This is a genomic window from Streptomyces diacarni (assembly GCF_003323715.1).
Lineage (GTDB): Bacteria > Actinomycetota > Actinomycetes > Streptomycetales > Streptomycetaceae > Streptomyces > Streptomyces diacarni.
The window spans coordinates 357,367-381,735 of sequence record NZ_QOIN01000028.1 but is presented as its reverse complement, the minus strand read 5'-3'; the positions used below and the strand labels follow the sequence as shown (position 1 = coordinate 381,735).

General features: G+C 73.0%; 20 protein-coding genes and 2 pseudogenes. 4 read left to right on the top strand and 18 right to left on the bottom strand.

Going from position 1 to position 24,369, the window contains the following annotated elements; genetic code table 11:
• Window positions 1–27: 27 nt before the first annotated feature.
• A complete protein-coding gene (locus tag DTL70_RS04975; protein ID WP_114020586.1) occupies window positions 28–873 on the bottom strand; it encodes a TrmH family RNA methyltransferase in 846 nt (281 codons plus the stop codon).
• A gap of 115 nt (window positions 874–988) precedes the next feature.
• Window positions 989–1,462: a MarR family winged helix-turn-helix transcriptional regulator gene (locus DTL70_RS04970; RefSeq protein WP_181860782.1), complete on the bottom strand. Its 474-nt coding sequence runs from the start codon at window positions 1,460–1,462 to the stop codon at window positions 989–991.
• Window positions 1,463–1,514: 52 nt separating this feature from the next.
• On the opposite strand from DTL70_RS04970, the gene DTL70_RS04965 reads away from it, so the two are divergent.
• A complete protein-coding gene (locus tag DTL70_RS04965) occupies window positions 1,515–2,426 on the top strand; it encodes an alpha/beta fold hydrolase (protein ID WP_114020584.1) in 912 nt (303 codons plus the stop codon).
• An 80-nt stretch (window positions 2,427–2,506) separates the two neighbouring features.
• Here the strand turns inward: DTL70_RS04965 and cobA are convergent, their stop codons facing one another.
• From cobA to DTL70_RS04930, 8 genes and pseudogenes are all read right to left on the bottom strand, one after another.
• Entirely contained in the window at window positions 2,507–3,754 is a 1,248-nt protein-coding gene (gene cobA / locus DTL70_RS04960; RefSeq protein ID WP_114020583.1) for a uroporphyrinogen-III C-methyltransferase, read from the bottom strand.
• 246 nt (window positions 3,755–4,000) lie between these two features.
• Window positions 4,001–8,530 carry a nicotinate-nucleotide--dimethylbenzimidazole phosphoribosyltransferase gene (gene cobT / locus DTL70_RS04955; RefSeq protein ID WP_114020582.1) on the bottom strand — a complete coding sequence of 1,510 codons (4,530 nt, stop codon included), beginning with the start codon at window positions 8,528–8,530 and terminating at the stop codon, window positions 4,001–4,003.
• A 257-nt stretch (window positions 8,531–8,787) separates the two neighbouring features.
• Window positions 8,788–10,023: a precorrin-6y C5,15-methyltransferase (decarboxylating) subunit CbiE gene (cbiE, locus tag DTL70_RS04950; protein WP_114020581.1), complete on the bottom strand. Its 1,236-nt coding sequence runs from the start codon at window positions 10,021–10,023 to the stop codon at window positions 8,788–8,790.
• Between the two features lie 168 nt (window positions 10,024–10,191).
• Window positions 10,192–10,917 carry a GNAT family N-acetyltransferase gene (locus tag DTL70_RS04945; protein ID WP_114020580.1) on the bottom strand — a complete coding sequence of 242 codons (726 nt, stop codon included), beginning with the start codon at window positions 10,915–10,917 and terminating at the stop codon, window positions 10,192–10,194.
• 143 nt (window positions 10,918–11,060) lie between these two features.
• Window positions 11,061–11,777: pseudogene (locus DTL70_RS34110) on the bottom strand (MetQ/NlpA family ABC transporter substrate-binding protein); the annotation flags it as partial.
• A gap of 180 nt (window positions 11,778–11,957) precedes the next feature.
• A pseudogene (locus DTL70_RS34105) lies at window positions 11,958–12,629 on the bottom strand (methionine ABC transporter permease); the annotation flags it as partial.
• Window positions 12,626–13,687, bottom strand: coding sequence for a methionine ABC transporter ATP-binding protein (locus tag DTL70_RS04935; RefSeq protein WP_114020578.1), 1,062 nt, complete (start codon window positions 13,685–13,687; stop codon window positions 12,626–12,628). The gene DTL70_RS04935 and the pseudogene DTL70_RS34105, both read right to left, overlap by 4 nt.
• A gap of 437 nt (window positions 13,688–14,124) precedes the next feature.
• A complete protein-coding gene (locus DTL70_RS04930) occupies window positions 14,125–14,778 on the bottom strand; it encodes an HAD-IA family hydrolase (RefSeq protein ID WP_114020577.1) in 654 nt (217 codons plus the stop codon).
• 70 nt (window positions 14,779–14,848) lie between these two features.
• On the opposite strand from DTL70_RS04930, the gene DTL70_RS04925 reads away from it, so the two are divergent.
• Together DTL70_RS04925 and DTL70_RS04920 are read left to right on the top strand one after the other, a co-directional pair.
• On the top strand, window positions 14,849–15,220 hold the full coding sequence (locus DTL70_RS04925) for a hypothetical protein (RefSeq protein WP_114020576.1): 372 nt from the start codon (window positions 14,849–14,851) through the stop codon (window positions 15,218–15,220).
• Window positions 15,213–15,725: a hypothetical protein gene (locus DTL70_RS04920; RefSeq protein ID WP_425470315.1), complete on the top strand. Its 513-nt coding sequence runs from the start codon at window positions 15,213–15,215 to the stop codon at window positions 15,723–15,725. The genes DTL70_RS04925 and DTL70_RS04920 overlap by 8 nt, the downstream gene beginning before the upstream one ends.
• Here the strand turns inward: DTL70_RS04920 and DTL70_RS04915 are convergent.
• The 3 genes from DTL70_RS04915 to DTL70_RS04905 form a co-directional block, all read right to left on the bottom strand.
• Complete coding sequence (locus DTL70_RS04915) at window positions 15,722–16,216, bottom strand: GNAT family N-acetyltransferase (protein ID WP_114020575.1); 495 nt, start codon at window positions 16,214–16,216, stop codon at window positions 15,722–15,724. The genes DTL70_RS04920 and DTL70_RS04915 overlap by 4 nt on opposite strands.
• Window positions 16,207–16,890 carry an RNA polymerase sigma factor gene (locus DTL70_RS04910; RefSeq protein WP_342776456.1) on the bottom strand — a complete coding sequence of 228 codons (684 nt, stop codon included), beginning with the start codon at window positions 16,888–16,890 and terminating at the stop codon, window positions 16,207–16,209. Before DTL70_RS04910 ends, DTL70_RS04915 begins: the two co-directional genes overlap by 10 nt.
• Before the next feature lie 88 nt (window positions 16,891–16,978).
• Entirely contained in the window at window positions 16,979–18,148 is a 1,170-nt protein-coding gene (locus DTL70_RS04905; protein WP_114020574.1) for a glycerophosphodiester phosphodiesterase, read from the bottom strand.
• A gap of 308 nt (window positions 18,149–18,456) precedes the next feature.
• Here DTL70_RS04905 and DTL70_RS04900 point away from each other — a divergent pair, with 308 nt between their 5' ends.
• Window positions 18,457–19,134, top strand: a complete 678-nt coding sequence (locus DTL70_RS04900) for a lysophospholipid acyltransferase family protein (RefSeq protein WP_114020573.1) — start codon at window positions 18,457–18,459, stop codon at window positions 19,132–19,134.
• Window positions 19,135–19,143: 9 nt separating this feature from the next.
• On the opposite strand, the gene DTL70_RS04895 is transcribed toward DTL70_RS04900, so the two are convergent.
• The 5 genes from DTL70_RS04895 to DTL70_RS04875 all read right to left on the bottom strand — a co-directional run bounded on the left by DTL70_RS04895 (window position 19,144) and on the right by DTL70_RS04875 (window position 24,365).
• Window positions 19,144–19,680, bottom strand: a complete 537-nt coding sequence (locus tag DTL70_RS04895) for a dihydrofolate reductase family protein (protein ID WP_114020572.1) — start codon at window positions 19,678–19,680, stop codon at window positions 19,144–19,146.
• A 249-nt stretch (window positions 19,681–19,929) separates the two neighbouring features.
• The gene (locus DTL70_RS04890) at window positions 19,930–21,495 is read right to left on the bottom strand and encodes an MFS transporter (RefSeq protein ID WP_114020571.1); all 1,566 of its coding nucleotides are present in this window, start codon (window positions 21,493–21,495) and stop codon (window positions 19,930–19,932) included.
• Window positions 21,492–22,043 carry a TetR/AcrR family transcriptional regulator gene (locus DTL70_RS04885; protein ID WP_114020570.1) on the bottom strand — a complete coding sequence of 184 codons (552 nt, stop codon included), beginning with the start codon at window positions 22,041–22,043 and terminating at the stop codon, window positions 21,492–21,494. The genes DTL70_RS04890 and DTL70_RS04885 overlap by 4 nt, the downstream gene beginning before the upstream one ends.
• A 176-nt stretch (window positions 22,044–22,219) precedes the next feature.
• Window positions 22,220–23,293 (bottom strand): alpha/beta fold hydrolase, encoded by a 1,074-nt coding sequence (locus DTL70_RS04880; RefSeq protein WP_114020569.1) that lies wholly within the window; start codon window positions 23,291–23,293, stop codon window positions 22,220–22,222.
• Between the two features lie 100 nt (window positions 23,294–23,393).
• The gene (locus tag DTL70_RS04875) at window positions 23,394–24,365 is read right to left on the bottom strand and encodes an aldo/keto reductase (protein WP_114020568.1); all 972 of its coding nucleotides are present in this window, start codon (window positions 24,363–24,365) and stop codon (window positions 23,394–23,396) included.
• Window positions 24,366–24,369: the final 4 nt, after the last annotated feature.

The following is a 24,369-nucleotide window of genomic DNA, read 5'->3' as shown; positions in this document are numbered from 1 at the left end:
CGTCCCGCCCGCTCCACCCGCTCCGCGCTACCTCGCTATCGCGTAGAAGGCGACGGCGGCGGCCGCGCCCACGTTGAGGGAATCGACGCCGTGGGCCATCGGGATGCGGACCCAGTCGTCGGCGGCGCGCAGGGCGCGCGAGGTCAGTCCGCTGCCCTCGGCGCCCAGCATGAGCGCCGTTCGCCGGTCGCCGCCCGTGGCCACGGTGTCGAGCGGGACGGCCTTCTCGTCGGGGGTGAGCGCGAGCAGTGGGAACCCGGCGTCCCGCACCGTCTCCAGACCGCGCGGCCAGCCGGTCAGGCGCGCGTAGGGAACGGCGAAGACGGCGCCCATCGACACCTTGACCGAACGGCGGTAGAGCGGATCGGCGCAGTCCGGTGAGAGCAGCACGGCGTCCATGCCGAGGGCCGCGGCGCTGCGGAAGATGGCGCCGATGTTGGTGTGGTCGTTCACCGACTCCATGATGACGACCCGGCGGGCTGCGGCCAGCAGCCCCTCCGGCGTGGGCAGTGGCTTGCGCTGCATGGAGGCGAGGGCGCCACGGTGCACGTGGTAGCCGGTGACGCGCTCGGCCAGTTCGGGGCTGACGGCGTAGACGGGCGCCGGCACCTCGTCGATGACGTCGCCCATGGTGTCGAGCCACTTGGCGGAGAGCAGCATCGAACGCATCTCGTACCCGGCGTGCAGGGCGCGGCGGATGACCTTCTCCCCCTCCGCGATGAACAGCCCCTCGGCCGGCTCGCGCCTGCGGCGCAGCTCGACGTCGGTCAGTCCCGTGTAGTCGGCGAGACGGGGGTCGTCGGGGCGCTCGACGGTGACGAGCTTGTCCGTCGACGGTTGCTGGGGTGTTCCGGGGGAGGATGCGGTAGCCACGGGCCGATACTGCCTTGTCGCGCTCGAAGTGCCAATGTGTCGTTACCGCCGCGTACGGGGGGGGCGGCGGCGGTGGCCCGCCCCGGGTCAGGGGCCGGGGAAGGGGACGACGGGGTCAGGGGCGGCGCTCTTCGGCCGCGTCCGACGCGTAGACCTGGCGGAGCAGGTGGTTGAGGCGGGTGCGGTCCCGGGCGCTCAGCGCACGCAGGAGCCGGTCCTCCTCGGCGTCGGCCGCGCCCGCGACGGCGGCCACGAGGGCGCGTCCGGCTGCGGTGAGGAGCACGACACGGCGGCGGCGGTCGCCCTCGTGCGCGCGCCGCTCGATGAGGTCACGGGCGGCCAGCGCGTCCAGCACCGCCACGACGTTCCTGGCGTCCACGGCCACGAGCCGGGCGAGCTGCCGCTGGCCCACCGGCCCCTGCTCATCGAGCGCCACCAGGAGCGTGTACTGGCTCTGGGTGAGCCCGTGTTCGCCGAGGAAGACGCCCCACGAGCGCGCCACCAGGGAACCGAGTCGGGCCAGGAGGAAGCCTGTCCCCCGCTCGTAGGCGGGTCGCTCCCGCGGGCTCGGCTCCTGTGCGCTCGACATGGTGGCACCGTAACAGTTGGACATGCCTCATGTCTTTTAGTAGACATGTCACATGTCTACTGAGCTGAGTCATCAGCAGGTGACGCCCGCAGCCGATCCCGCACTGTCGCTCCACGTCGTGACGGCGGGCCCGCCGAGCGGCAGGCCGTTCCTGTTCCTGCACGGCTGGCCCGAGTCCTGGCGCAGCTGGCAGGACGTCATGAGCGCCGCGGCGGCCGAGGGAGCGCGGGCCATCGCCGTCGACCTCCCCGGCATCGGCGACTCGGCTCCCCTCGCCACGGGCACGCCGAAGCCCGCGGGCGCGCCGAAGCCCGCGGGCGCGCCGAAGCGCCGGCTCGCCCAGGCCGTGCACGCGCTCGTGCACCACCTCCGGCTCGACGACCTCACGCTCGTCGGCCACGACGCGGGCGGAATGGTGGCGTACGCGTACCTGCGGCAGTACGGCGACCTCGGCCGGGCCGTCGTCATGAACACCGTGGTCCCCGGCGTCGACCCGTGGGACGAGGTGCTGCGCAACCCGTACATCTGGCACTTCGGCCTGCACGCCGTGCCCGGGTTGCCCGAAACCCTGGTCCGGGGGCGGCAGGCCGCGTACTTCGACTACTTCTACGACATCCTCGCGGCCGACCCCGCCCGCCTCACGCCGCAGGCCCGGGCCGCACACGCCGCCGCCTACCGGAGCGAGACGGCACTTGCCGCCGGGTTCGACCTCTACCGGACCTTCCCCGCCGACGCCCGCGACAACGCCGCCTCCGCCGAGGCCGGGAGCGTCGAGACCCCGATGCTGTACCTGCGGGGAGACGGCGAGGGCGGCGACCTCACCGCCTACGCGCGGGGTTTCCGCCGCGCCGGGGTCACGAACCTGACGACCGCCCTGCTGGCCGGCTCGGGCCACTTCGCACCGGAGGAGGTGCCCGAGCAGGTCTGGCGGCACTTCCGCGACTTCGCCGCCGAGGGGGCCTGACCGGGCGTCCGCACGGCAGACACCCGCACGACTGACGCTCCGCGACGGCCGTATGGGCGCGGGTTCACGGGCTCACGAGTTCACGGGTTCATGGCCACGACGTCGCCGATGACGACGACCGCAGGAGGGCGTACGGCCTCGGCCGCCGCCCGCTCGGCGGCCGTGGCCAAGGTGGCGTCCACGCGGCGCTCCGTGGCCATGGTGCCCTCCTGGATCATGGCCACCGGGGTGTCGTCGGACCGGCCGTGGGCGCGGAGAGCGGCGGCGATCGCGCCGAGGTTCTCGACCGCCATCAGGAGAACGAGCGTGCCGCGCAACCTGGCGAGTGCGGGCCAGTCCACCAGCGAGCGGGGATCGTCGGGTGCGACGTGGCCGCTCACCACGGTGAACTCGTGGGCGACGCCCCGGTGGGTGACGGGGATGCCGACCGCGCCCGGCACACTGACGGAGCTGGAGATGCCGGGCACGACGGTCACCTCGACGCCCTCGGCGGCCAACTGCTGGGCCTCCTCCATGCCGCGCCCGAAGACGAAGGGGTCCCCGCCCTTGAGCCGTACGACGGCCCTGCCCGCCTTGGCGTGTTCGACCAGGACGGCGTTGATGGCCTCCTGCGCCATGGCCCGGCCGTAGGGAATCTTCGCGGCGTCGATGATCTCGACGTGCGGCGGCAGCTCGTCGAGCAGGTCGCGGGGGCCGAGCCGGTCGGCGACGACGACGTCCGCCTGAGCCAGCAGCCGGCGGCCCCGCACCGTGATCAGGTCCGGATCGCCCGGGCCCCCGCCGACCAGGGCCACGCCCCCGGCGCGGGGACCGCGCTGCCCGGTGACGAGGGTGCCGTCGCCCAGGCGGGCGACGATGGCGTCACGTATCGCCGCCGACCTGCGCGGGTCGCGGCCCGCCGCGCCGTGCACCCCGCTGGTGAGGACGGCGACGGTCAGGCCGTCGCTGCGGCCGGTCGCCGGCGTCCAGGCGCTCCCCTCGTCCGCGTCGTCGGCCCGTACGCACCAGACGCGCCGCGCTTCGGCTTCCGCCGTGATGGCGGCGTTGACGGCCGGATCGTCGGTGGCGGCCAGCGCGTACCAGGCCTCGGCCAGATCACCGTCCCGGTAGCCGCGGCGCTCCCAGGAGATCTCCCCGCCGGTGACCATCGCCTCCACGGAGGGCGTCACATGCGGGGAGACGACCGTGACGTGCGCGCCGGCCGCCAGCAGCGCGGGCAGCCGGCGCTGGGCGACGCCACCGCCGCCGACGAGAACGACCCGGCGCCCGGCCAGGCGGAGTCCTACGGGGTAGGCGGGGGTGGCGACGTCGCCGGGGTTCACAGGCATCGGGGACGGCATCCTTCTCGGGGTCGGGCCGACTCGCGGGGCCGAGCCGACGACGAGCCGCTGCGGCGGTGGAGCGGCCGGGACGGAGGGGCAGGGGAACAGCCTATGCGGAGCCGGCCGGTGCGGCTGTTCCGCAGGTCACGGACGGGCCGCCCGGTTGACCGTCCCGGCCGGGACGGTCAACCGGGCGGCACCGGGGCGGGCGGGGCTCCTCGGAAGAGGGACGCCCCGCCCGGACGGTGGAGTTCAGCCCTTCTCGGTGACGCCCGCCCCGTCGAACGTGGCCACCTCGTGCATGGCACGGGCCGCGCTCTGCACCATCGGCAGCGCGAGCAGCGCGCCCGTCCCCTCACCGAGCCGCAGGTCGAGATCGACCAGCGGGCGCAGCCCCAGCTTGGTGAGGGCCGCGACGTGGCCGGGCTCGGCGCTGCGGTGCCCCGCGATACAGGCGGCCAGCGCCTCGGGCGCCACCGCGCGGGCCACCAGCGCTGCGGCACCGGCGCTGACGCCGTCGAGGATGACGGGCGTCCGCAGCGAGGCACCGCCCAGAATGAGGCCGACCATCGCCGCGTGCTCCAGCCCGCCGAACGCGGAGAGCATCCCGATCGGATCAGCCGGATCCGGCTGGTGCCGCTCCAACGCCCTGCGGACGACCTCGACCTTGCGCGCGTGCGTCTCATCGTTGATGCCCGTTCCACGCCCGGTGATCTCGGCGGGGTCCGCTCCGGTGCAGGCCGCGATCAAGGCGGCGGACGCCGTGGTGTTGGCGATGCCCATCTCGCCGGTGAGCAGCGCACGGTTGCCCGCCGCCACCAGGTCGCGCGCCGTCTCGATGCCGACCTCCAGCGCCCGCTCGACCTCTTCGCGGGTCAGCGCGGGCCCTGCCGTCATGTCGGCCGTACCGGCACGGATCTTGCGGGGCAGCAGACCCGGCCGCGCGGGCAGTTCGGCGGCCACGCCGACGTCCACGACGCAGACCTCGGCGCCCACCTGGTTGGCGAACGCGTTGCAGACCGCGCCCTGGGACAGGAAGTTGCTCACCATCTGCGCGGTGACCTCCTGCGGCCACGGCGTGACGCCCTGCGCGTGCACCCCGTGGTCCCCGGCGAACACCGCGACGGCGGCGGGCTCGGGAATCGGCGGGGGGCACTTGCGGGAGAGGCCGCACAGCTGCGCGGAGATGATCTCCAGCATGCCGAGCGCGCCGGACGGTTTCGTCATCTGCTTCTGCCGCTCCCACGCCTCGCCGAGCGCCTTGGCGTCCAGGGGGCGGATGGTGCCGAGCGTCTCGGCGAGCATGCCGGTCGGCTCGGCGCCGGGCAGCGCACGCCGTCCGTACGACTCGTCGTGCACGACCCAGGAGAGCGGACGCCGCTTCGACCAGCCGGCCTGCATCAGCTCCGGCTCGTCGGGGAACTCGTCGACGTACCCGACGCACAGGTACGCCACGACCTCCAGATGCTCCGGCAGTTCGAGGGCGCGCACCAGCTCCGGCTGGTCGAAGAAGCTGACCCAGCCCACGCCCAGCCCCTCGGCCCGCGCCGCCAGCCACAGGTTCTCGACGGCCAGCGCGGAGGAGTACGGCGCCATCTGCGGCTGCGTCTGACGGCCGAGCGTGTGCCGGCCACCGCGCGTGGGGTCCGCGGTCACCACGATGTTGACCGGGGTGTCGAGGATCGCCTCGATCTTCATTTCCCTGAACTTCTTCGCCCGGCCCTTGGGCAGCGACTTGGCGTAGGCGTCACGCTGCGCCTCGGCCAGCTCGTGCATCCTCCTGCGGGTCTCCTCCGACCGGATGACCACGAAGTCCCAGGGCTGCGAGTGGCCGACGCTGGGCGCGGTGTGTGCCGCCTCCAGCACGCGCAGCAGCACCTCGTGCGGGATCGGGTCGGACCGGAACCCGTTGCGGATGTCCCGCCGCTCCCGCATCAGCCGGTGCACGGCCTCCCGTTCCGCCTCGGCAAAGCCGGGAGCGGCCTCTCCCTCCGAAACCACGGGGCCCTCCGGGGATCCTTCCGGGAGCACGGCACCGCCGGACGACTCGGGCCCCGGCGTGGCCGCGTCGGCTTCCTGATGCGTGGGGTCCGCCCCGGCGGCGGCGGACGGCGCGACCTCCCCGGTGGGGGCCGCGGCCGATACCGCGAGGACGTCGGCGTCCGGGCCCGGCACCTCCTGCGGTGCGGGCTCCGCCTCAGCGGCGGAGTGCGGCGCCTCTCCGGCGGGCTCGGCGGGTGCCGTCGCCTCGGCGGGCTCGGCAGATGTCGTTCCCTCGGCCGCCGTCGAGTCGGCGTCCTTCTCGGAGGCCGCCGCGGGCGCGGGCACGGTCTCTTCGTCGGCTCCCGACGCCCCAGCGGCCGCGCCCGTCTCCGAGATCTCGCCGCGCATGGACGTTTCGCCGCTCCCGGGCTCGGCCGCAGCGTCGGGGGCGTCGGCAGTGGCGCTCTCCCGCGGCTGCGGCTGTGCCTCCGGTCGCGGCGTCACGGAGTCCGAGGGCTCGGAAACCGGCGCCTTCGTACCGGTGTCGGCGGACGCGGGTGCCGTGGTCTGCTCGGGGATACCGGCGGAGGCCTGCGGGGGCTGAGCGCCGGTCTCCTGGCTCGCGTCCTGGTTTATCGGCGGTGTCCCGGACGAGGCCTGCGCGGCGTCGCCCTGCTGCGTCGTCCCTGGCTCGCCCCCCTGCGCGGGCACAGTCGCCAGTCCGCCCGGCTGGGTCTCCTGACGTGGCCCGGGCACGGTCGGATCGCCGGGCTCGGGAGCGGAAGCGGGCTCGACCGGTGCCTCCGCCTCGACGACCTCGGCGACCACCTCGGCCTCGCGCGCCGCGGTCTCCCCGTGCGCACCCGTCTCGTCAGCCGCGACCGGCTCGCCGGCTGCGGCCGTCTCCCCGGAAACCGGAACCTCGGCGGGCACGGACGCCTCGGCGGGCGGCGGGGCTTCGGTCGACACCGGGACTTCGGTCGATTCCGCGACCTCGGCGGAGGCCGGTGCTTCAGCGGGGGCCGAGGCCTCGGCAGGGGCCGGTGCCTCAGCGGGGGCCGGCGCCTCGGCAGGGGCCGGTGCCTCAGCGGGGGCCGGCGCCTCGGCAGGGAGCGGGGCCTCGGCCGGGAGCGGGACCTCAGCGGACGGTGAAGTTCCGGCGGACACGGGCTCCTCGACGGACGTCGGGGTCTCAGCAGGCGCCGGAACCTCAGCGGGCGCCGGAGCCTCGGCGGAGACGGAGTCGTCCGCTGGGGCGGGGGCGTCCGCGGCAGCCGGAGCGTCCGCCGTGGGTGAGGTGTCGGCCGAAACCGGTACCTCCTCAAGGGGACGGGCTCCGGCGGCCGTCACCGCTTCGGCCGGTGCCTCGTCCGTCGCCGGTTCCTGCGCCTGCTGCGGCGCGGGAGCCGACGCCCCGTCGGCCTCTGCGGGCGCGGGCGCGGGTGCGGCCGTCTCGGCCACCTCCTGAGAGGCTTCACCGTGCGACGCCTCGGGCCCCAGTTGCTCGGACTGCTCGGGCTGCTCGACCTGTTCCGGTTGCTCGGCCTGCTCCGGCTGTTCGGGGTCGGGCGGCAGTTGGCCGAGTTGCGGACCCGGCAGCGGCTCCTCGTCCACCGGCGCACCCGCCGGGCCCGTGGGCCCGGGCTGCGCGGGGGCCTGGGGCTCGGTGGGCTGCTCGGACGTCGGCCGGCCCTCCACGGCCTGCGGATCCGTGCCGGCGGCGCCGCCCGTACGGCCTGACGGGGCGCCTTGCACAGGAGCGGCCTGCGCGGCGGAGGCCTGCGCGGCGGGGCGCTCGGACAGCGGGCGTACGGTGCCGGACTGCTCGGGCACCGGCGGCCCGAGGTGCAGGGGGCGGCGCGTCCCGTGGGGCGGGGTGCTGTGGGTGGACGCCTGGGCGGCGTGCTGCTGGGACGGGCGTACGGCGCTCACGTCGAGGGCGTCCGCGTCGCGGCCGTCGGTCTCGTGCGGCCCGGGTACGACTGCCGCTTCGGCCTCCGGCTGCGGTGCGGCACCCTCCTCGGGCTGAGCAGGCTGCGGTGCGGCGGCACTCTCCGAGTGCGGCACCGGGAAGCCCTCCCCGGAGGGCTGTTGCCCCTCCGCCCCGTCGGACTGCGGCTGCGGCTGCGGCTGCGGCTGCGGCTGCGGCTGTCCCTGCGTCTGCGGGTCGTGGGAAACCGGGGCAGCGTGCGGGTCGGCGGCCTGCGGGGCCGCGCCCTGGTCCGGCTGGGCGTACGCCACCTCGTAGGCGGCTTCCGGCGGAACGTGTCCAGGCTGTGCGTAGGCGTCGTACCCGTTCGCCGCGTAGGCGTCGCTCGAGCCGTACGCGAGGTCCTGCGGGTACCCGTTCTGCGGGTACCCGTCCTGTTGGGGCAACTGGCCTTCGGTGAACGGCTGCTGCGCCGTGTAGGAGCCGGCCTGGCCGTGCGGGTCGTACGTCTGCCCGTAGGCGTCGGGTTGGGGCATCGGGCCGGGCTGCTCCGCCTGCGGCTGGGGCATCGGCTGTGCCTGGCCCTGGGCGTAGTGCGGGGTGTGGCCGTTGTCCTGCGGGGCTCCGGGGCCGGCCGGCGCCGGCTGCTCGCTCCATGCGCCCTGGGCGGAGGGCATCAGCAGAAGGTCCTCTTCGTCGTGGGTGGCGTGGGGGCCGTGGGGAGCATGGGCGCCGTCCCGTGTCCCGGCGGCGGCCGGGTCGGTGAGGGGGTAGGCGCCGGGCGCCGGGACGTCCGGCCGGCTGCCCGGTTGCTGCCCGCCTGCGTTCTCCGGCAGCCCCTCACCCGGGATCTGACCGGTGTCTGTCATGCGTTCCCCTCGCGCATCGCTGGTGCTCCTTCCAACCCGGCGGACGGGCCGCCGCGCCCCGTAGATGAAGAACGAGCACGCACTCTGTGCGGCACGTGCCTTTCGCCTACACCATTCGGACAAGGACGGACGAAGCGTCAACCCCGAACGGTGGCACAACAGTCCATCAGCCTACCCGTCGCCGAGCGCCGCTCCGGCCACGGGTGGGAGAGAAACCGCACTTCGTCGGGGTTCGTCCGGCACGCGTCACAGGGGTTTCAGATACGGACACCGGACAGCAGAAAGACAACGGCCCGTTCGGTTTCCGCCCAGTGCGCCGTCTCCAGTTCGACGGACTGGAGCAGGGCGCACTCGACGGCGTAGCCGCGTTCGGTGAGCGCCCTTCCCAACTCCTCCGCCTCGTCTCTGGTGGCGGCGTGAGTGACGATGCGCGTGGGGCGGCGGTCGGCGACCGCGGTGACGGTGACCGCTCCCCCGCCGCCGACCCGCACCACGTCGGGCTCGGGCAGGTCCTGGAGGATGTGCGGAGCCAGGCCGTGCACGGTCTCCAGTTGGACGCCGAAGCGCCGCGCGGCGGCGTAGCCGTGGGCGCAGGCGTCCGCGTCGCTGTCGACGGCGATGACGGCGGCCCCGAAGCGTGCCGCCTCGACCGCGAAGGCGCCGCTGCCCGCGCCAATGTCCCACACCAGGTCGCCGACGCGCGGCCCGAGGCGGGCGAGTTGGGCGGCGCGCAACTGCACCGACTCCCCTGCCCTGGGCGGGGTGCCGCTGCTCGCGCCGGCGTACTCGGCGACCGGCAGCGCCCAGCCGCGTACGTCCGGCGGGTAACCGACCTCGTGCCCGGCGAGCCAGGCGGTGCCCTGGGGCGCGCCGGTCTCGGCCCCCGCGCCGGTGCCGCCGACGACGATGACGACGTTCGGGTCGCGCCAGGTGTGGTCGGCGACCTTGTCCGAGGTGAGCACGGTCATCTGTTCGCGCTCGGTGCCCAGCGCCTCGCAGATGACGAAGGTGCGGTGGACGCCTTCGAGCAGGAGGGCGAGTTCGGCGGGTCCGGCGCCCGGCGAGGTGAGGACGGCGACCTTCTTGTGGGCGCGGCAGACGTTGACCGCGCGGCGCAGGGTGCGGCTGTTGGCGACGACGAGTTGTGCGTCGTCCCAGGGCATCCCGGCGCGCGCGAACGCGGCGGCGATGGCGGAGACGGCGGGCACGACCTCGACCTCCAGGCCGTGCTCGGGGGCGCGCAGGGTCCGTACGACGCCGAAGAAGCCGGGGTCGCCGTCGGCGAGGACGACGGCGGAGCCGCGGTGGCGGGCGATGCGCCGGGCGGCGAGGGTGGCGCTGCCCAGGCGGATGCGTTCGGCGTGCGGCGGAACCTCGGGCAGTGCCAGGTGGTGCGCGGCACCGGCGACGAGGGTGGCCGCGGCGAGGGCCGAGCGGGCGGCGTCGGTCAGCGGCGAGCCGTCCCACCCGATCACCGTGACGCGGTCGGCCATGCTGGGGGTCTCCTGGCTGGTTCGTGCTCATCGCAGGTCGGGGCCCACTGAGGGTACCCCCTCACGCGGAAGGCGCGGTTTCGCGCGTCCGCGGGGCCCGGCCCGTCGCCGGGCGCGGCCGCTGCGGGGGCGCTCCCGCGCCGGCCGACGAGCCTGCGAGGCGGCCCTTCACCAGGCGTGCTGCTCCAGCTGCTCGAAGGTGCCGTCGAGGTCCTCGGGCAGCAGGCTCCAGACGATCAGGTCGGTGCGGAGCTCCGCCCAGCCTCCCTGCTGGGGGTCGGGGCGGTCCGTCGCGGGGTCCTCCCACCCTCCCTGGGTCTCCGGCAGATCGTGGGGCACCGGGCGGTCCCGCTGCCCCTCGTGCGGCGGAATGCCCCAGTTCTCGGTGCGGGTGCGCGCTATCCAGGCGTTGCGCAGCACACCTTCGCTGATGCAGCCGAGTTTCTGGGCGACCTGCTGCGCCGCGGTGTTGTCGGCGGCGGTGCGCATTTCGACGCGCTCGAACTTCTGGTCCTGGAAGAGCCACTGGGCGAGCGCCAGCAGCGACTCGGAGGCGTAGCCCTCGCCGCGGGCCCAGGAGGCGGTGGCGTAGACGGCTTCGGCTGAGCGCACCCGCCAGTCGGTGCCGCGCAGCTCGACGGAGCCGACGAGCCGCTGGGTGAGGAGTTCGGTGACGGCGAAGACGATGCCCTCTCCGCCGGTGCGCAGCGCGGGGGCGCGGCGGGTGACGAAGTCGCGGGCCTCGGTCTCGGTGTAGGGGAAGGGCGACGTCATCCAGGCGGTGATCTGGTCGTCGGCCATCATGGCGGTGAGCGCGGGGACGTCCGCTTCCTCGAACGGGCGCAGCACGAGCCGGTCCGTGCTGATCGAGATGTCCGGGAAGGTCGAGGTCATGCGCCGCTCCTACACGTCGGGGTGCACAGCATGCAGCATCGGCACCGTGATGTGCAGCGCCGGACCCCTCTCGACGGGAGGGGCCCGGCGCTGATGAGAAGACTTGTCGACACGGGGACTTACCCCGGATCAGGCCGTGGGGTTCACGATCCCACATGCCCGAATGCGGGTTCGATGGCCCCCTTGTACTTCTTCTCGATGAACTCCTCGACCTGCGGGGAGTTGAGCAGCTTGGCGAGCTTCCTGATCCGCGGGTCGTCCTGCTCGCCGTCCTTGACCGCGAGGAAGTTCGCGTACGGGTTGCCCTCGACCTTCTCCGCCGCCAACGCGTCCTTGGCCGGGTTGAGGTCGGCGTCGACCGCGTAGTTGCCGTTGACGACGGCGGCGTCCACGTCGTCGAGGGCGCGTGGGACCGCGGCGGCCTCCAGCTCCTTGAACGTGAGGCCCTTCTTGTCCGCGATGTCGCCCAGGGTGGCTTCCTGGCCCGCGCCCGGCTTCAGCTCGATGAGGCCGTGCTTGGCCAGCAGGTGCAGGGCCCGTCCCTCGTTGGTGGAGTCGTTGGGGACGGCGACGGTGTCGCCGGAGCCGAGGCCCCGCAGGCTGCCGACCTTCTTGGAGTAGAGGCCCAGCGGCTCCAGCTCGACGTTGACGACCGGCACGATGTGCGTGTCGTTCTTGTTGTTGAAGTCGTCCAGGTACGGCTTGTGCTGGAAGAAGTTGGCGTCGACCTCGCCGGACTCGGTGGCCGTGTTCGGCACGACATAGTCGTTGAACTTGCGGATGTCGAGGTCGATCCCCTCCTTCTCCGCGAGGTTCTTCTCGACGTACTCCAGGATCTCGGCGTGCGGCGTCGGGGACGCGGCGATCCTGAGCGTCTGCTTGTCGCCTCCGCTCTGGCCGATGCCGTAGCCGATCAGCGCGAGCGGCAGGACGACCGCGGCGGCGAGCGCCACGCCTCGGCCGCGGCCGAGGCGGGCGAGCCGCTTGCCTGCGCCGCCGTCGGCGGCGGCACCCCGGCCCGCGGCGGAGCCTTCCCGGCCCGCGGCAGCGCCTTCCCGGCCCGCGGCCAGCAACCGCACCACCGCGTCACCGATGATCTGGACGACCGTGACGATGACGATCAGCGCGACCACCGTGGCGATCATGACGCTGGTCTCGAAGCGCTGGTAGCCGTACTGCACGGCCACCGAGCCCAGCCCGCCGCCGCCGACGGTGCCGGCCATCGCCGAGTAGCCGATCAGCACGATGACGGTCGTCGTCAACCCGGCGACCAGGGACGGCAGAGCCTGCGGGAGCAGCGCCTTGAAGACGACGGTGGGGGTGCCGCCGCCCATCGCCTGCACGGCCTCCACCAGGCCGCGGTCCACCTCGCGGATCGCCGTCTCCACCAGCCGTGCGAAGAAGGGGATCGCACCGATGGCGAGTGGCACGACGGCCGCCGTCGAGCCGACGGACTGGCCGACGACGAAGCGGGTGAAGGGGATGAGGGCGATCAGCAGGATGATGAAGGGCAGCGATCTGCCGACGTTCACGATCGCGCCGACGACCTTGTTGACCAGCGCGTTGTGCAGCATCCCGCCCTTGTCGGTCAGGACCAGGAGCACACCGATGGGCAGCCCGCCCACCAGTGCGATCAGCGTGGACCAGCCGACCATGTAGAGGGTGTCCCAGAACCCCTGGAACAGCAGCGGCTGTATCTCCGACCAGCTCACTTGGCACCCTCCTTGACGAGTCCGGCGTTGTCCTGGGGCTCCGCCGCGACGGGCGCGACGTCCGCGACGTCCACCGTGAGCCCCTGCTCGCGCAGGAAGCCGATCGGCACGACGTTGTCGTCGAAGCTGCCGGGCAGCTCGATGCGCATCCGCCCGACCTGCTTACCCGCGACGGTGTCCATGGCGGCGCCGAGGATGGAGATGTCCACGTTGTAGGTACGCGACAGCTTGGAGATCACCGGCTCGGTGGTGGTCTCCCCGTGGAAGGTGACGTCCACGACCGTGCGGTCGTCGGCCGAGGGGGTGCCGCCGACGGGGAAGAGCTCGCGCGCCAGCTCGGAGCCCGGGGTGGCCAGCAGCTCGGGGACGGTGCCCGACTCGGTGATCCGTCCCGACTTCATCAGGGCCGCCGAGTCGCAGACCGCCTTGACGACCTCCATCTCGTGGGTGATCAGCAGCACGGTCAGGCCCAGCTGCTCCTTGAGGTCGCGCAGCAGTTGCAGGACGGAGCGGGTGGTCTCGGGATCGAGCGCGGAGGTCGCCTCGTCGGACAGCAGCACCTTGGGGTCGCCTGCCAGCGCGCGGGCGATGCCGACGCGCTGCTTCTGGCCACCGGACAGCTGCGCGGGATGCACCTTGGCGTGCTCGCCGAGGCCGACCAGTTCGAGCAGCTCGTGGGCCTTGCGGGTGCGCTCGTGTCCTGAGTGGCCGAGGATCTCCAGCGGCAGTTCGACGTTGCCGAGCACGGTGCGCGACGACAGCAGGTTGAAGTGCTGGAAGACCATGCCGATGCGGGCCCGCGCCCTGCGGAGCTCCTTGCCCGCGCGCTTGCCGCTGCCGGCGAGCGCGGTCAGCTCCTGCCCGTCGACGGTGACGGTGCCCGAGGTCGGGCGCTCCAGGAGGTTGACGCAGCGGATGAGCGAGGATTTCCCGGCGCCGCTCTGGCCTACGACGCCGAAGACCTCGCCCTCGCCTACGTGGAGATCCACGCCGTCCAGTGCGGTGACCTCGCGGCCAGGGGTGCGATAGACCTTCGTGAGGTCCGTTGTCGTGATCACAGAAACATCCGTGGGTGTCGGTGGGGTGAGCGCTTGGGTGGGTGCCGTCCGGGAGCGCGCGGTCCGCGTGCGGGCGCAACCGTCCCGCCGCCGCGCTGGTGCGGCGTGCGTGCGCGGAGGGACCGCAGTGCGGGTGGGTGGTGGCTCTCCGCCTGCGGGCGGGGCGCGCGGGCTCGTGACTCGCTTCGGGGCGCGAGTCGCCTCGGTCAGCTCAGGCGGGGGCCCTCAGCGGGCACACATTCGCCGCGCGGTGGGCGGCGTACAGGCCCGCGTGCGCAGACAACGAGCACCGGGCGCCCAGGTCGCCTCGGTCGCAGAAGTGCGGCAGCTCGTCGTGTTCATGGTGCTCAGTAAACCAGATGGGACGGTCGCGGCGGAGACCGCTGTCCGCATGCCGGACGCCACCGTGGACACCATCCGCCGGTGCCCGCGCCCGGTCAGTCCCCTGCGACGACCGTCACACCCGCGTCCGTGACCTGCGCGGCCACCGCGGCCAGGTCCTCCACCACGACGTCGGCCACCAGCTCCTCGCGCGCGTGGGTTGTGGCCAAACCCACGGTCCGCATGCCCGCGCCGCGGCCCGCCGTCAGCCCCGCGGGGGCGTCCTCGAAGACCACGCAGCGGGCCGGGTCGGCGCCCAGCTTCCGGGCCGCCAGCAGGTACGGCTCCGGGTGCGGCTTGCCGTACGTGATGTCGTCGGCGGCGATGACCAGCGGCGCCTCGATACCGACGACCCTCAGCCGCGCCTCGGCCAGCTCGCGGGTGGCCGAGGTGACCACGGCCCAGCTCCCCGCGGGCAGCGAGGCCAGCAGCTCGACGGTGCCGGGCAGCGCCACGACCCCGCCACTGAGCACGTCCTCGACCTCCAGCCGCTCGATCCGGGCCAGCGCCTCGGGCACGCGCTCAGCTGGCAGCAGGTCGCCGACGATGTCGGCGGCGGGCCGCCCGTGCAGCTCGACGGCGGCGAAGTCCTCCGCGCTGATCCCGAACTCGCGCGCCCACGCGGTCCAGCAGCGCTGGACGGACTCCATGGAGGAGAGGAGGGTGCCGTCGTTGTCGAACAGCAGGGTCGCGGGGGCGTCGAACTTCATGCCGGGCAGCGTACGGGGGCCCTCGGGGGCGCGCGTCGGCGGGCCCGGGCGCCCTTCTAGACTCCTGAGCATGCTCACCCCGCTCACCGTCACGCTGGCCGTGGCCGCGCTCGCGCTGGCCGCGTGGTGCGGCTGGGCGGCCTACCGCGACCAGCCGACCAAGGACTGGCACTTCATCGGCATGGCCGTGGTGACCCTGCTCGCCCTGGTCCAGCTGGTGGTCGGGGTCGTCCAGCTCGCGCAGGGACGGGACCCGGCGGACGGCGCGGTGATCTTCGTCTCGTACCTGGTCGGCGTCCTGGCGTGCGTACCCGTGGTGGGGCTGGTCTCGCTGACCGAGCGCACCAAGTGGGGTTCGCTGACCGTGGTCGCCGGAGCCGTGGTCCTCGCGGTGCTCCAGGTGCGGCTCTACGACATCTGGGGAGGCGGCACCGGTGCCTGAACCGACGACCACGAAGAGCGCGGCCGTGCCGGGACGCGGGGGCCGCATCAACACCGGGCCCGGCAAGCTGCTGGTCACGCTGTACGGGATCTTCACGGTGGGCGCCGCCTCGCGCTCCCTCGTCCAGCTGACGACGCGGTTCGACGAGGCGCCGCTCGCCTACGTCCTCTCGGCCGTCGCCGCGGTGGTGTACGCCTTCATCACGCTCTCCCTCGTCCGCGGCGGCGAGGGCGCCCGCAAGGCCGCCCTCACCTGCTGCGGTCTCGAACTGCTGGGCGTGCTGGCCGTCGGCACCTGGACGCTGGTGGAACCGTCCGCCTTCCCCGACGCCACGGTCTGGTCCGACTACGGGATGGGCTACCTGTTCATCCCGGTAGCCCTCCCGCTGACGGGCCTGTGGTGGCTACGCCGCGGCCACCGCGAGCAGACCGCGCCAACCCCCTCGTCGGAACAGTCGGACCCCACCTCGTCGGAACAGTCGGAACACAGGTCGCAGGAAACCTAGGCGCTCTTCGCGTACTCCGCGGCATCCTTCTGCAACGCGACCAACGTCACCTGACGGTCCCGTTCGGTGCCGACGGGGGCGTAACCACTGCGCCGGTACAGCCGCAGGTTGCCCTCGCTGCGGCTGCCGGTCACCAGGTGGTACCGCTTGGCGGCGTACTCCGCGGTCAGCCGGGACTCGACCGCGGCCAGCAGCCGTCCGCCCAGGCCGTGGCCCTGGAGGCGGGGGTGGACGCACAGCCGGCCGATCCGGGCCGTGCCCTCGGTGTCGACCCGGCCGCGGACCGAGCCGACGACCTCGTCACCGAGGCGGGCCACCATCACGCATCCCTGCGCGAGTTCGGTGCGGAGGTCGTCCAGCGTCTGGACGAGCGGTTCGATGCGGTAGTCGCCGTACAGCGCGGCCTCGGTCTGGAAGCAGAGGTACTGCAGTTTCAGTATCTGTTCGACGTCCCGCTCGTCCGCCGCAGAGATGGTCACGCTCATGCCCATGTGCGCATGCCTCCCCATGTTGTGTGCGCACGGGCACGCGGATGTGAGGGTGCCGCGCCCGTGCTGTCTGCCCTGGTGACGCTGGTGTCCTCTCGCACCCTTCCCCTGAGGCCGGGTGGTGGAACCTGTGCCGCGAGCATTCTGCGCAGGCATTGCAGACAGCGGGAACGCAGCGGCCCCACGGCGCCCTGTGAGATATCCAACTCGCGGGCGATTTGGGCGTATGTGGGCTCCACACCCGACAGCAGCGCCCGCAGCAGGGCGGGGCACCGTCCTGGCAGCCTGGCGACCGCTCCGCTCAGCTCACGGCGGCTCTCGGCGCTCAGCAGCGGCGCCTCCACCTCGCTTGCCGGGTCGTCCCGCCCGTCGGCGGCGGTGACCCGGCGCTGCGGCGGCACCCGGTGCGGCGGGGGCGCGGCGTCCCGCGGCAGCTCGCGGCGCAGCCGGTCGCGCACGGCCCGGGCCTCGGCGCTCACCGCTTCGCGCAACCAGATGCCGGGCTCGGCGGGCGGTCCGCTCCCGCGGGTCCTGAGCAGCCAGCGCAGCCACACGCCCTGGCGCAGGTCGGCGGCCTCGGCACCGGGGAGCGCCGCCGCCTCGGCCGCGCACTCGGCGTCCAGCAGGGCGCGCAACCGGGGCTGGAGCAGGTCGGATTCCGGGGAGGGGTGGGTCATACGCCGCTGCACGCGCGCCGCCCGCCCCGCGGTTGCGGGACGGGCGGCGCGTCACTCGTCGGTGTGGATCTTTCGCGGGCCGGCGTGCTCAGCCGTCGTCGCGGAAGGCGGCGGCTGCCAGCAGCGCGGTGTCGCAGTTGTCGGAGAAGAGGCCGTCGATGCCGGTGGCGAAGTACCGCTTGAAGACTCCGAAGGAGTCACCGTAGGCGTTCGGGTCGTCGCCCTTGCGGAAGTCGGTGGGCAGGAAGGTGTTCTCGTTGCGCACGGTGTACGGGTGCAGGACGAGCCGCTGCGCGTGCGCGTCCCGCACCAGGTCCGTGGGGTCGCCGAGCGTGCCGTCCTCGTTGCGGGGGATGACCAGCTCCAGGGCGGGCCCGATGCCCTGGGCGAAGCCCGCGATCCACTTCAATCCCTCGGGCTCGACCAGGTCGGCGACCGTGCGCGGATCGTCCGCCTCCACGAAGTCCCAGGGCCGCGAGTCGAGGCCCGACAGCAGGACGACGCCGGGGCAGTCCACCAGCTCGCCCAGCGTACGGATACTGCTCGGCTCGAAGGACTGCACGAAGTTCGGCGAGTGCGCCTTGTGCCGCCCGTAGCGGCGCAGCAGCCTGGCGAGCGGCTTCTCCAGGCCCAGTCCCAGCTTGCGGAAGTAGGTGGGGTGCTTGGTCTCGATGTGCAGCCATACGCGGCGGCCGCCGCGCCGGCTCTGCTCCTCGGCCCAGTCCAGCACCTCCTCGAAGGTGGGCACCTCCCAGTGGCCGTCGTAGAGGGTGTTGTGCTGGCGCGTGCCCGGGATGCGCTCCTTGGCCCGGAGCGTCTTGAGCTCCTTGAGGGTGAAGTCCTCGGTGAACCAGCCGGTGAGCTTCTTGCCGTCCACCGTCTTGGTGGCCTTGCGGGAGGCGAACTCGGGGTGGTCTGCCACGTCGGTGGTGGCGGTGATGTCGTTCTCGTGCCGGCACACCAGGTGCCCGTCCTTGGTGGGGACCAGGTCCTGCTCGATGATGTCGGCGCCCATGTCGAGAGCGAGCTGGTAGGAGCCCAGGGTGTGCTCGGGGCGGTAGCCGCTGGTGCCGCGGTGCGCGATGACGCAGGGGGTGGGCAGCTTGTGGCGTCCGCCCCCGCGCCCCGCGGAACGGTTCGCCCTCGAAGGCGCGGCCTCGGCCGCGCCGCCGGCCCCGAGGGTGACCGCGCCCGCCGCGCTCAGCGCGGCCGCCGCTCCGAGCAGGGTTCTGCGGCCCGGCTGCTGCTCCTGTCCCATGCGCTCTCCCAGAAGTCTCCGTGGCGCCGATGTCCGGCCCTGCCACACGTCGGGCTGATCGTAGGACCGGCTGGAGCGCACCGGGGAGACATAAGTGCGAACACGCGGGAAACACGGAGGGCTTGAGGAGGTGCGGGGCAGTGCAATACGGGGGCAACCCGTGTCAACTCCTCGTAAAGGTGCAAGCAACCCGGTGTGCCCGCCACCCGGACCTGCGAGTATCGTCCTCATCTGCGCGTCCGCGCGCAGAGCCATACGTCCGTGCGCAGAGCCGAGCGCACGGCCATACCGACTGGGCGGAGGGTCCGTTGTCCCGTTTCCGGCTGATCAAGGCAGTGCTCGGCCCGCTTCTTCGCGTGCTGTTCCGGCCGAAGATCGAAGGGGCCGACCGCATCCCGGACTCGGGTCCGGTGATCCTGGCGGGCAACCACCTCACCTTCATCGACTCGATGATCCTGCCGCTGGTCACCACCCGCCAGGTCTTCTTCATCGGCAAGGACGAGTACGTCACGGGCAAGAGCCTCAAGGGCCGCCTGATGGCGTGGTTCTTCACGGGCGCCGGCATGATCCCCGTCGACCGGGACGGCGGGCGCGGCGGCGTCGCCGCGCTGATGACCGGCCGCCGCATCCTGGAGGAGGGCAACCCCTTCGCCATCTACCCGGAGGGCACCCGCTCCCCCGACGGGCGCCTCTACCGAGGGCGTACGGGCATCGCGCGGCTCGCTCTGATGACGGGAGCGCCGGTCGTGCCGTTCGCGATGATCGGCACGGACAAGGTGCAGCCGGACGGCAAGGGGCTGCCCAGGATCGGCGGCGGCCGCATCAGCATCCGCTTCGGCGCGCCCCTCGACTTCTCCCGCTACGAGGGCATGGACCGCGACCGGTACGTGCTGCGCGCGGTCACCGACGAGGTGATGAGCGAGGTCATGGAGCTGTCGGGACAGGAGTACGTCGACGTCTACGCGACGAAGGCGAAGGCGGCCTAGACCCGGGCGCTACCCGCGCACGTGGAAGCGGAGCATGGTGACGCCGGCCGACTGGATGTTGCTGAGCGGCTCCAGGTCGATCCGGTCGAGGCCCGGCGGTGCGAAGCGGACGCCGTCGCCGAGCAGCACCGGCAACACGTACACCAGGATCTCGTCGACGAGGCCGCGCCGCAGGCACTGGGCGGCCACGTCGGCGCCGAGGATCTCCAGGTTCCTGCCGTCGGCGGCGCGGCGTGCCATGGCCACGGCCTCCTCGATGTCGCAGGTGAGGAAGGTGACGTCGGGGTCCGGCTCGTCGGGCGGGCGGTGGGTGAGGACGAACTGCGCCCCGCCGTCGTAGTCGGGGTTCTCGTCGGACATGCGCTTTCCGACCTCGTACGTGCCCCGGCCGATGAGCATGGCACCCGTGGCCGCCATGACTTCCGGGAACGTCGCCGACGTCATGTGCTCGAAGATCCAGTCCATCGTGTGGCCGGGACCGGCGATGAACCCGTCCAGGGACATCACCCTGTTCACCACCACTTTCCCGATGCTCGCATCCGTCATGTGTCTTCTCCGAGCAGGTGGAGGGCCGGGATCGCATCATAGGTCGAGGAGCAGCGTCTGCTCCTTCGTCGGTGACCGTTTCCGCCGGTCGCCTCGCTTGCCGGCCACTGGCACATGCGGTGCCGGCCGTGCCCGTTCGCCGCTCGTCTGCTTCTGTTCCGACAAGGGGGTGCCACTGGCCGTGGCGTGCGGGCTGCCGGTGGGTTGTGGTGCGGCGCGCCGTTCCCCGCGCCCCTTCGGGCGCCCCCGCTAGTTCTCCTCTGCTGGTACCTCCTCCAGGTGCTGTCCGCGGAGCAGGCGCCAGGCCAGTACCGCTGCGGCCAGGAGGATGACGGCGCCGAAGCCGGCGCCGTACCGGAGCCCTTCGGTGAAGGTGTCCCGGGCGGCGTCCAGCAGCGCGTGCTCGGTGCCGCCCGGCAGTCCGTGCGCGGTCGAAACGGCCTCGCCCAGTGACTGGCGGGCGTGCTCTGCCGTCCCCTCCGGCACCCCCGCAGGCGTCGGGAAGGAGCGGTAGACGCCCGTGACGACCGAGCCGAGCAGGGCGATGCCCAGCGCGGCGCCCAGTTCGTAGGCGGTCTCGGAGACCGCGGAGGCCGCGCCCGCCTGTTCCTTGGGGACGGCCGAGAGGATCACGTCGGCGGTCACCGTGAACGCCAGCCCCGCGCCGACGCCGACGACCAGCAGCACGCTGCCCAGCAGCAGATAGCTGGAGGTGGCCTGGAGCCACAGGCAGGCGCCCAGCGCCAGGCCCACCGCCATCAGGCCGCCGGAGACGGCGCCGCGCACCGAGGTGCGGCGGGCGATCCAGCCGGCGAACAGACCGGCGACGACGGAGCCGACCGCGGCGGGCAGCTCGGCGAGTCCGGCCTGGAAGGGCGTGCGGTCCTGCACCATCTGGAGGAACTGGGAGAGGAAGAAGACCAGTCCGGACATGCCGAGGATGGTCAGCAGGTCGGCGAGTACGGCGCCGGTGAAGCCGCGGTGGGCGAACAGCCGCATGTCCAGCAGCGGCGCCGGCAGCCGCAGCTGGCGGCGCACGAAGGCGTGGAGGCCGGCGAGGCCGACGACGCCCGTGACCGCCACGTCCCAGCGGAAGCCGTACGCCGCGGCTTCCTTGACGGCGTAGACGAGGGCGATGATGCCGACCATCGACAGGCCGACGCTGGGCAGGTCCCACGGTCCAGGTGCCGGGTTCCGCGACTCGGGCAGCAGTTTGCTGCCGACGAGGACGAGCACGGCCATCACCGGCAGGTTGATCAGGAAGACCGAGCCCCACCAGTAGTGCTCCAGCAAGAACCCGCCGACGACGGGTCCCACGGCCGTGCCGGCGGCCGTCATGGCGCCCCAGATGCCGACGGCCAGGCTGCGCTCTCTCGGGTCGGGGAAGATGTTGCGGATCAGCGCGAGCGTGGAGGGCATCAGGGTGGCTCCCGCGACGCCCATCAGCGCCCGCCACAGGATCATGGCCTCGGCGCTGTGCGCGTAGGCGGTCAGCACCGAGAGGGCGCCGAAGGCGATGGATCCGGTGAGCAGCAGCTTCTTGCGGCCGATGCGGTCGCCGAGGCTGCCCATGGAGACGAGGAGTCCGGCGATGACGAAGGAGTAGACGTCGCCGATCCACAGCAGTTGGGTGCTGGAGGGGCGCAGGTCCTCGCTGAGGAACGGCGCGGCGAGACCGAGGACGGTGACGTCGATGCCGACCAGGAGGACGGCGAGCACCAGCACCGCGAGGGCGACCCAGCGCAGCCGGGAGGCGTCACCCCCGGGCCTGGCGCCTCGGGCTGCCGCTCCGGGGCGTTTGGTACTGGCGCTCATCTCTCACTGCTCCGTCGTGCGCCGCCGAGCAGCAGCTCGGCGGTCATCCGTACCGCGTCGCGGGACGCGACCCGGCCGTCCTGTACCGCCCAGGCCGCCGCGGTGACCAGCGCGTAGAGCGCCTCGGTCAGCCAGGCAGCGGTCAGGTCGATGCGGAAGGCGCCCTCGTGCTGTCCGCGTTGGAAGAGGGCGCCGATGCGGGCGTCGATCCTGGTCCAGCCCGCGTCCTGTTCTCCCGGCTCGAAGAGCTGGTTCTCGGTGACGAGGAAGCCGAGGAACCCGGCGTGGGGTTCGGCCTCGGCGATGACGCGCCGTACGGCTTCGGCGGCGTCGCCCTCGTCGACGCGGGCGGCGTCCAGCGCGGCGTCGAGGCGTGCGAGGCCGAGTTGTTCGAGGGCGCGTATGAGCGCGTCGCGCCCGGCGAAGTGCCGGTGCAGGGTGGCGCGGCTGATGCGGGCCGCCTTGGCGATGTCGTCCATCGAGGAGGTCGGCCGCCGCGTCAGTACGTCCGCCGCCGTGCTCAGCAGCTCTTCCCGGTCCAGGCTCATGAGACAAGCATACTTCTTATGAGACATTAGTGTCGCATACGAGACAACGAAAGTGCCCCGCCGTGGGTCACGGCGGGGCACTCGTCACCGGGGACCGACCCGCGTCAGGGGACACGCGTCACGAGCGGGGGGCGCTCGTCGCAGGGGGACGAGCGCCCCCGGGCCGGCCACCTACGTCAGCGCCAGGCGCAGCTGCCCAGCGTGGCGCCCTTCCGTAGCGCGCGCTCGGCCTTCTCGTGCGGCAGGACCCGGGTCTTGCGTCCCGTGCACACGGCCGTCCGGTCGGCGTAGCCGGCCACATCCAGCAGGATCTGGTCCCAGTGCCGGTACTGCACGTCGTGGCCGCTGTCGTCGTAGGTGCGCACGGTCGGCTCGGACGGCAGTGCCTTGTTCCAGCGGGCCTGCGTCGCGGGCGGCACGGTGGTGTCCTTCGCGCCGGTGTAGACGTACGCCGGCGCCTCCAGCTTCGACAGGTCGGGGCCGGGGCGCTCGCAGTAGAGCTTCTGCTCGTGCACCTGGGCCGCCGGGTCGCCCTTCTGGCCGCGCAGGTAGTACGAGCGGCCGCCGTCCTCCTCCGCCCGGTCGGTGAAGCCGGGGATGTCGTGCATGGGGCTGTCCTCGGGGAAGCCCCACCACTCGCGGGGATCGCGGATCTGGTCGCCGAAGTACTTCGTCAGCTCCGCGTCGCTCTTGCCGCAGTACTCCGCCGTGGCGCCGTAGGGCGGGAGTGCCGCGGCCAGGTGGAGGGAGGAGATGCGCTCGGGCGCGTCGGCGGCGAAGTGCGCCGCGTACGGGCCGCCGCCGGAGATGGCGACGACGGCCGCCTTGCGCAGGTGCAGCTTGTCGAGGACGGCGCGCACGTCCGCGGTGTAGTCGTCGAAGCCGAGCTTCGCGTCGTACTCGGTGTCGCCGAAGCCGTTGCGCTCCACCGATATCAGCCGCAGGTTCAGCTTCTGCCGGGTGGTGCGCAGGAACTCCGTCATGCCCGAGGCTCGGGCCGTGGTGCCGGTCCCGCCCATGAACAGCACGGGGGTGGCGTTCTTCTCCCCGGTGTCGCTGTAGTGGACGGTGCGGCCCGCGTTCTTCGTCGCGTGCATGGCCGGGCCGAGCGGGTCGAAGTCGTTCTGCACGACGGGCTTCGGCTTGCGGTCCGCCTCCGCCTGCGAGGCTCCGGCGGTGAACCCGATCCCTCCGGCGAGCGCCGCCACGGAGAGGGCGGTTGCGACGGCGACTGTCGGTGCCTTTTTCATTTTTCGTCTCTCCCAGTTCTCAACGTGCGGGAGAGCACCTGCCCCGAAACCTGTGTGACATGCACGCAAAAAACCGTGGGAACCCCGGTGACCTGGGTCTTCACTGCCAGGGCAGCTCCGCGCGCCGCCGCCAGTAGACCTCCGGGTCCTCCACCAGCTCGGCCAGCGAGGCCAGTTGCGCCTCGTCCAGCTCGGTGGCGGCGGCCAGCAGGTTGGAGTGGAGGGAGTCGATGTCGGCGGCGCCGGACAGTACGACCTGGGCCCACGGCTGCCGCAGCACCGCGGCGAGCGCCACCGCGTCCGGTGACGTGCCCGCCTGCCGCGCCACCGTGTGCAGATCGCGCGGTTCCTGACCGCCCGCCAGGCGCCCGCCTGCCATCGCCTCCTTGACGATGACCGTCAGCCCCGCCTCGTGCGCCTGCGCCAACGCACCGGCCGCGGAGGTCTCCAGCAGGTTGTAGGTGCTCTGGACGGTACGGAAGAGGGGTTCGCCCGCGACGGTGACCTCCAGGGCCGCACGGATGGCGTCCGCCTGCGCGGGGCCGCTCGTGCTGAACCCGATCGTGACGCCGTCCGCCGCGAGCCGGGCCAGCCGCTCGTGCAGGGCGGTGTCGGTCAGCGCCGGGCTGTCGGGGGTGACGGAGTGGATCTGGTACAGGTCGATCCTGTCGCCCAGCTGCGCGCGGCTCTCGACCAGCTGCCGCTCGAACGCCTCCGGCGCGTGGTCCTTGACCTCGTGCACCTCCGCGTCCGTGCGCCACTCCCCCACGTAGGTGTAGCCCCACTTGCTGCCGACCACCACGTCGTCGGCCTCGGGGTGCGCGCGCAGCCACCCGGCCAGGAACTCCTCGGCCCGCCCGTAGGAGCGGGCGACGTCGACATAGCGCACCCCTTGCGCGTAGGCCGCGTCCAGGAGTTCGTGCGTACGGGCGCGCAGCGCCTCGACGCTGCGCTCGGCGGGCAGCTGGGCCTCCCGGCCGAGTGTCAGGTAGGCGGGCCGGCCGACCGCGGCCAGGCCCAGGCCGAGGTGGGCCGTCGGCGTGGTCGCGGCGGCGAGGCGGGTGAAGGACATCGGC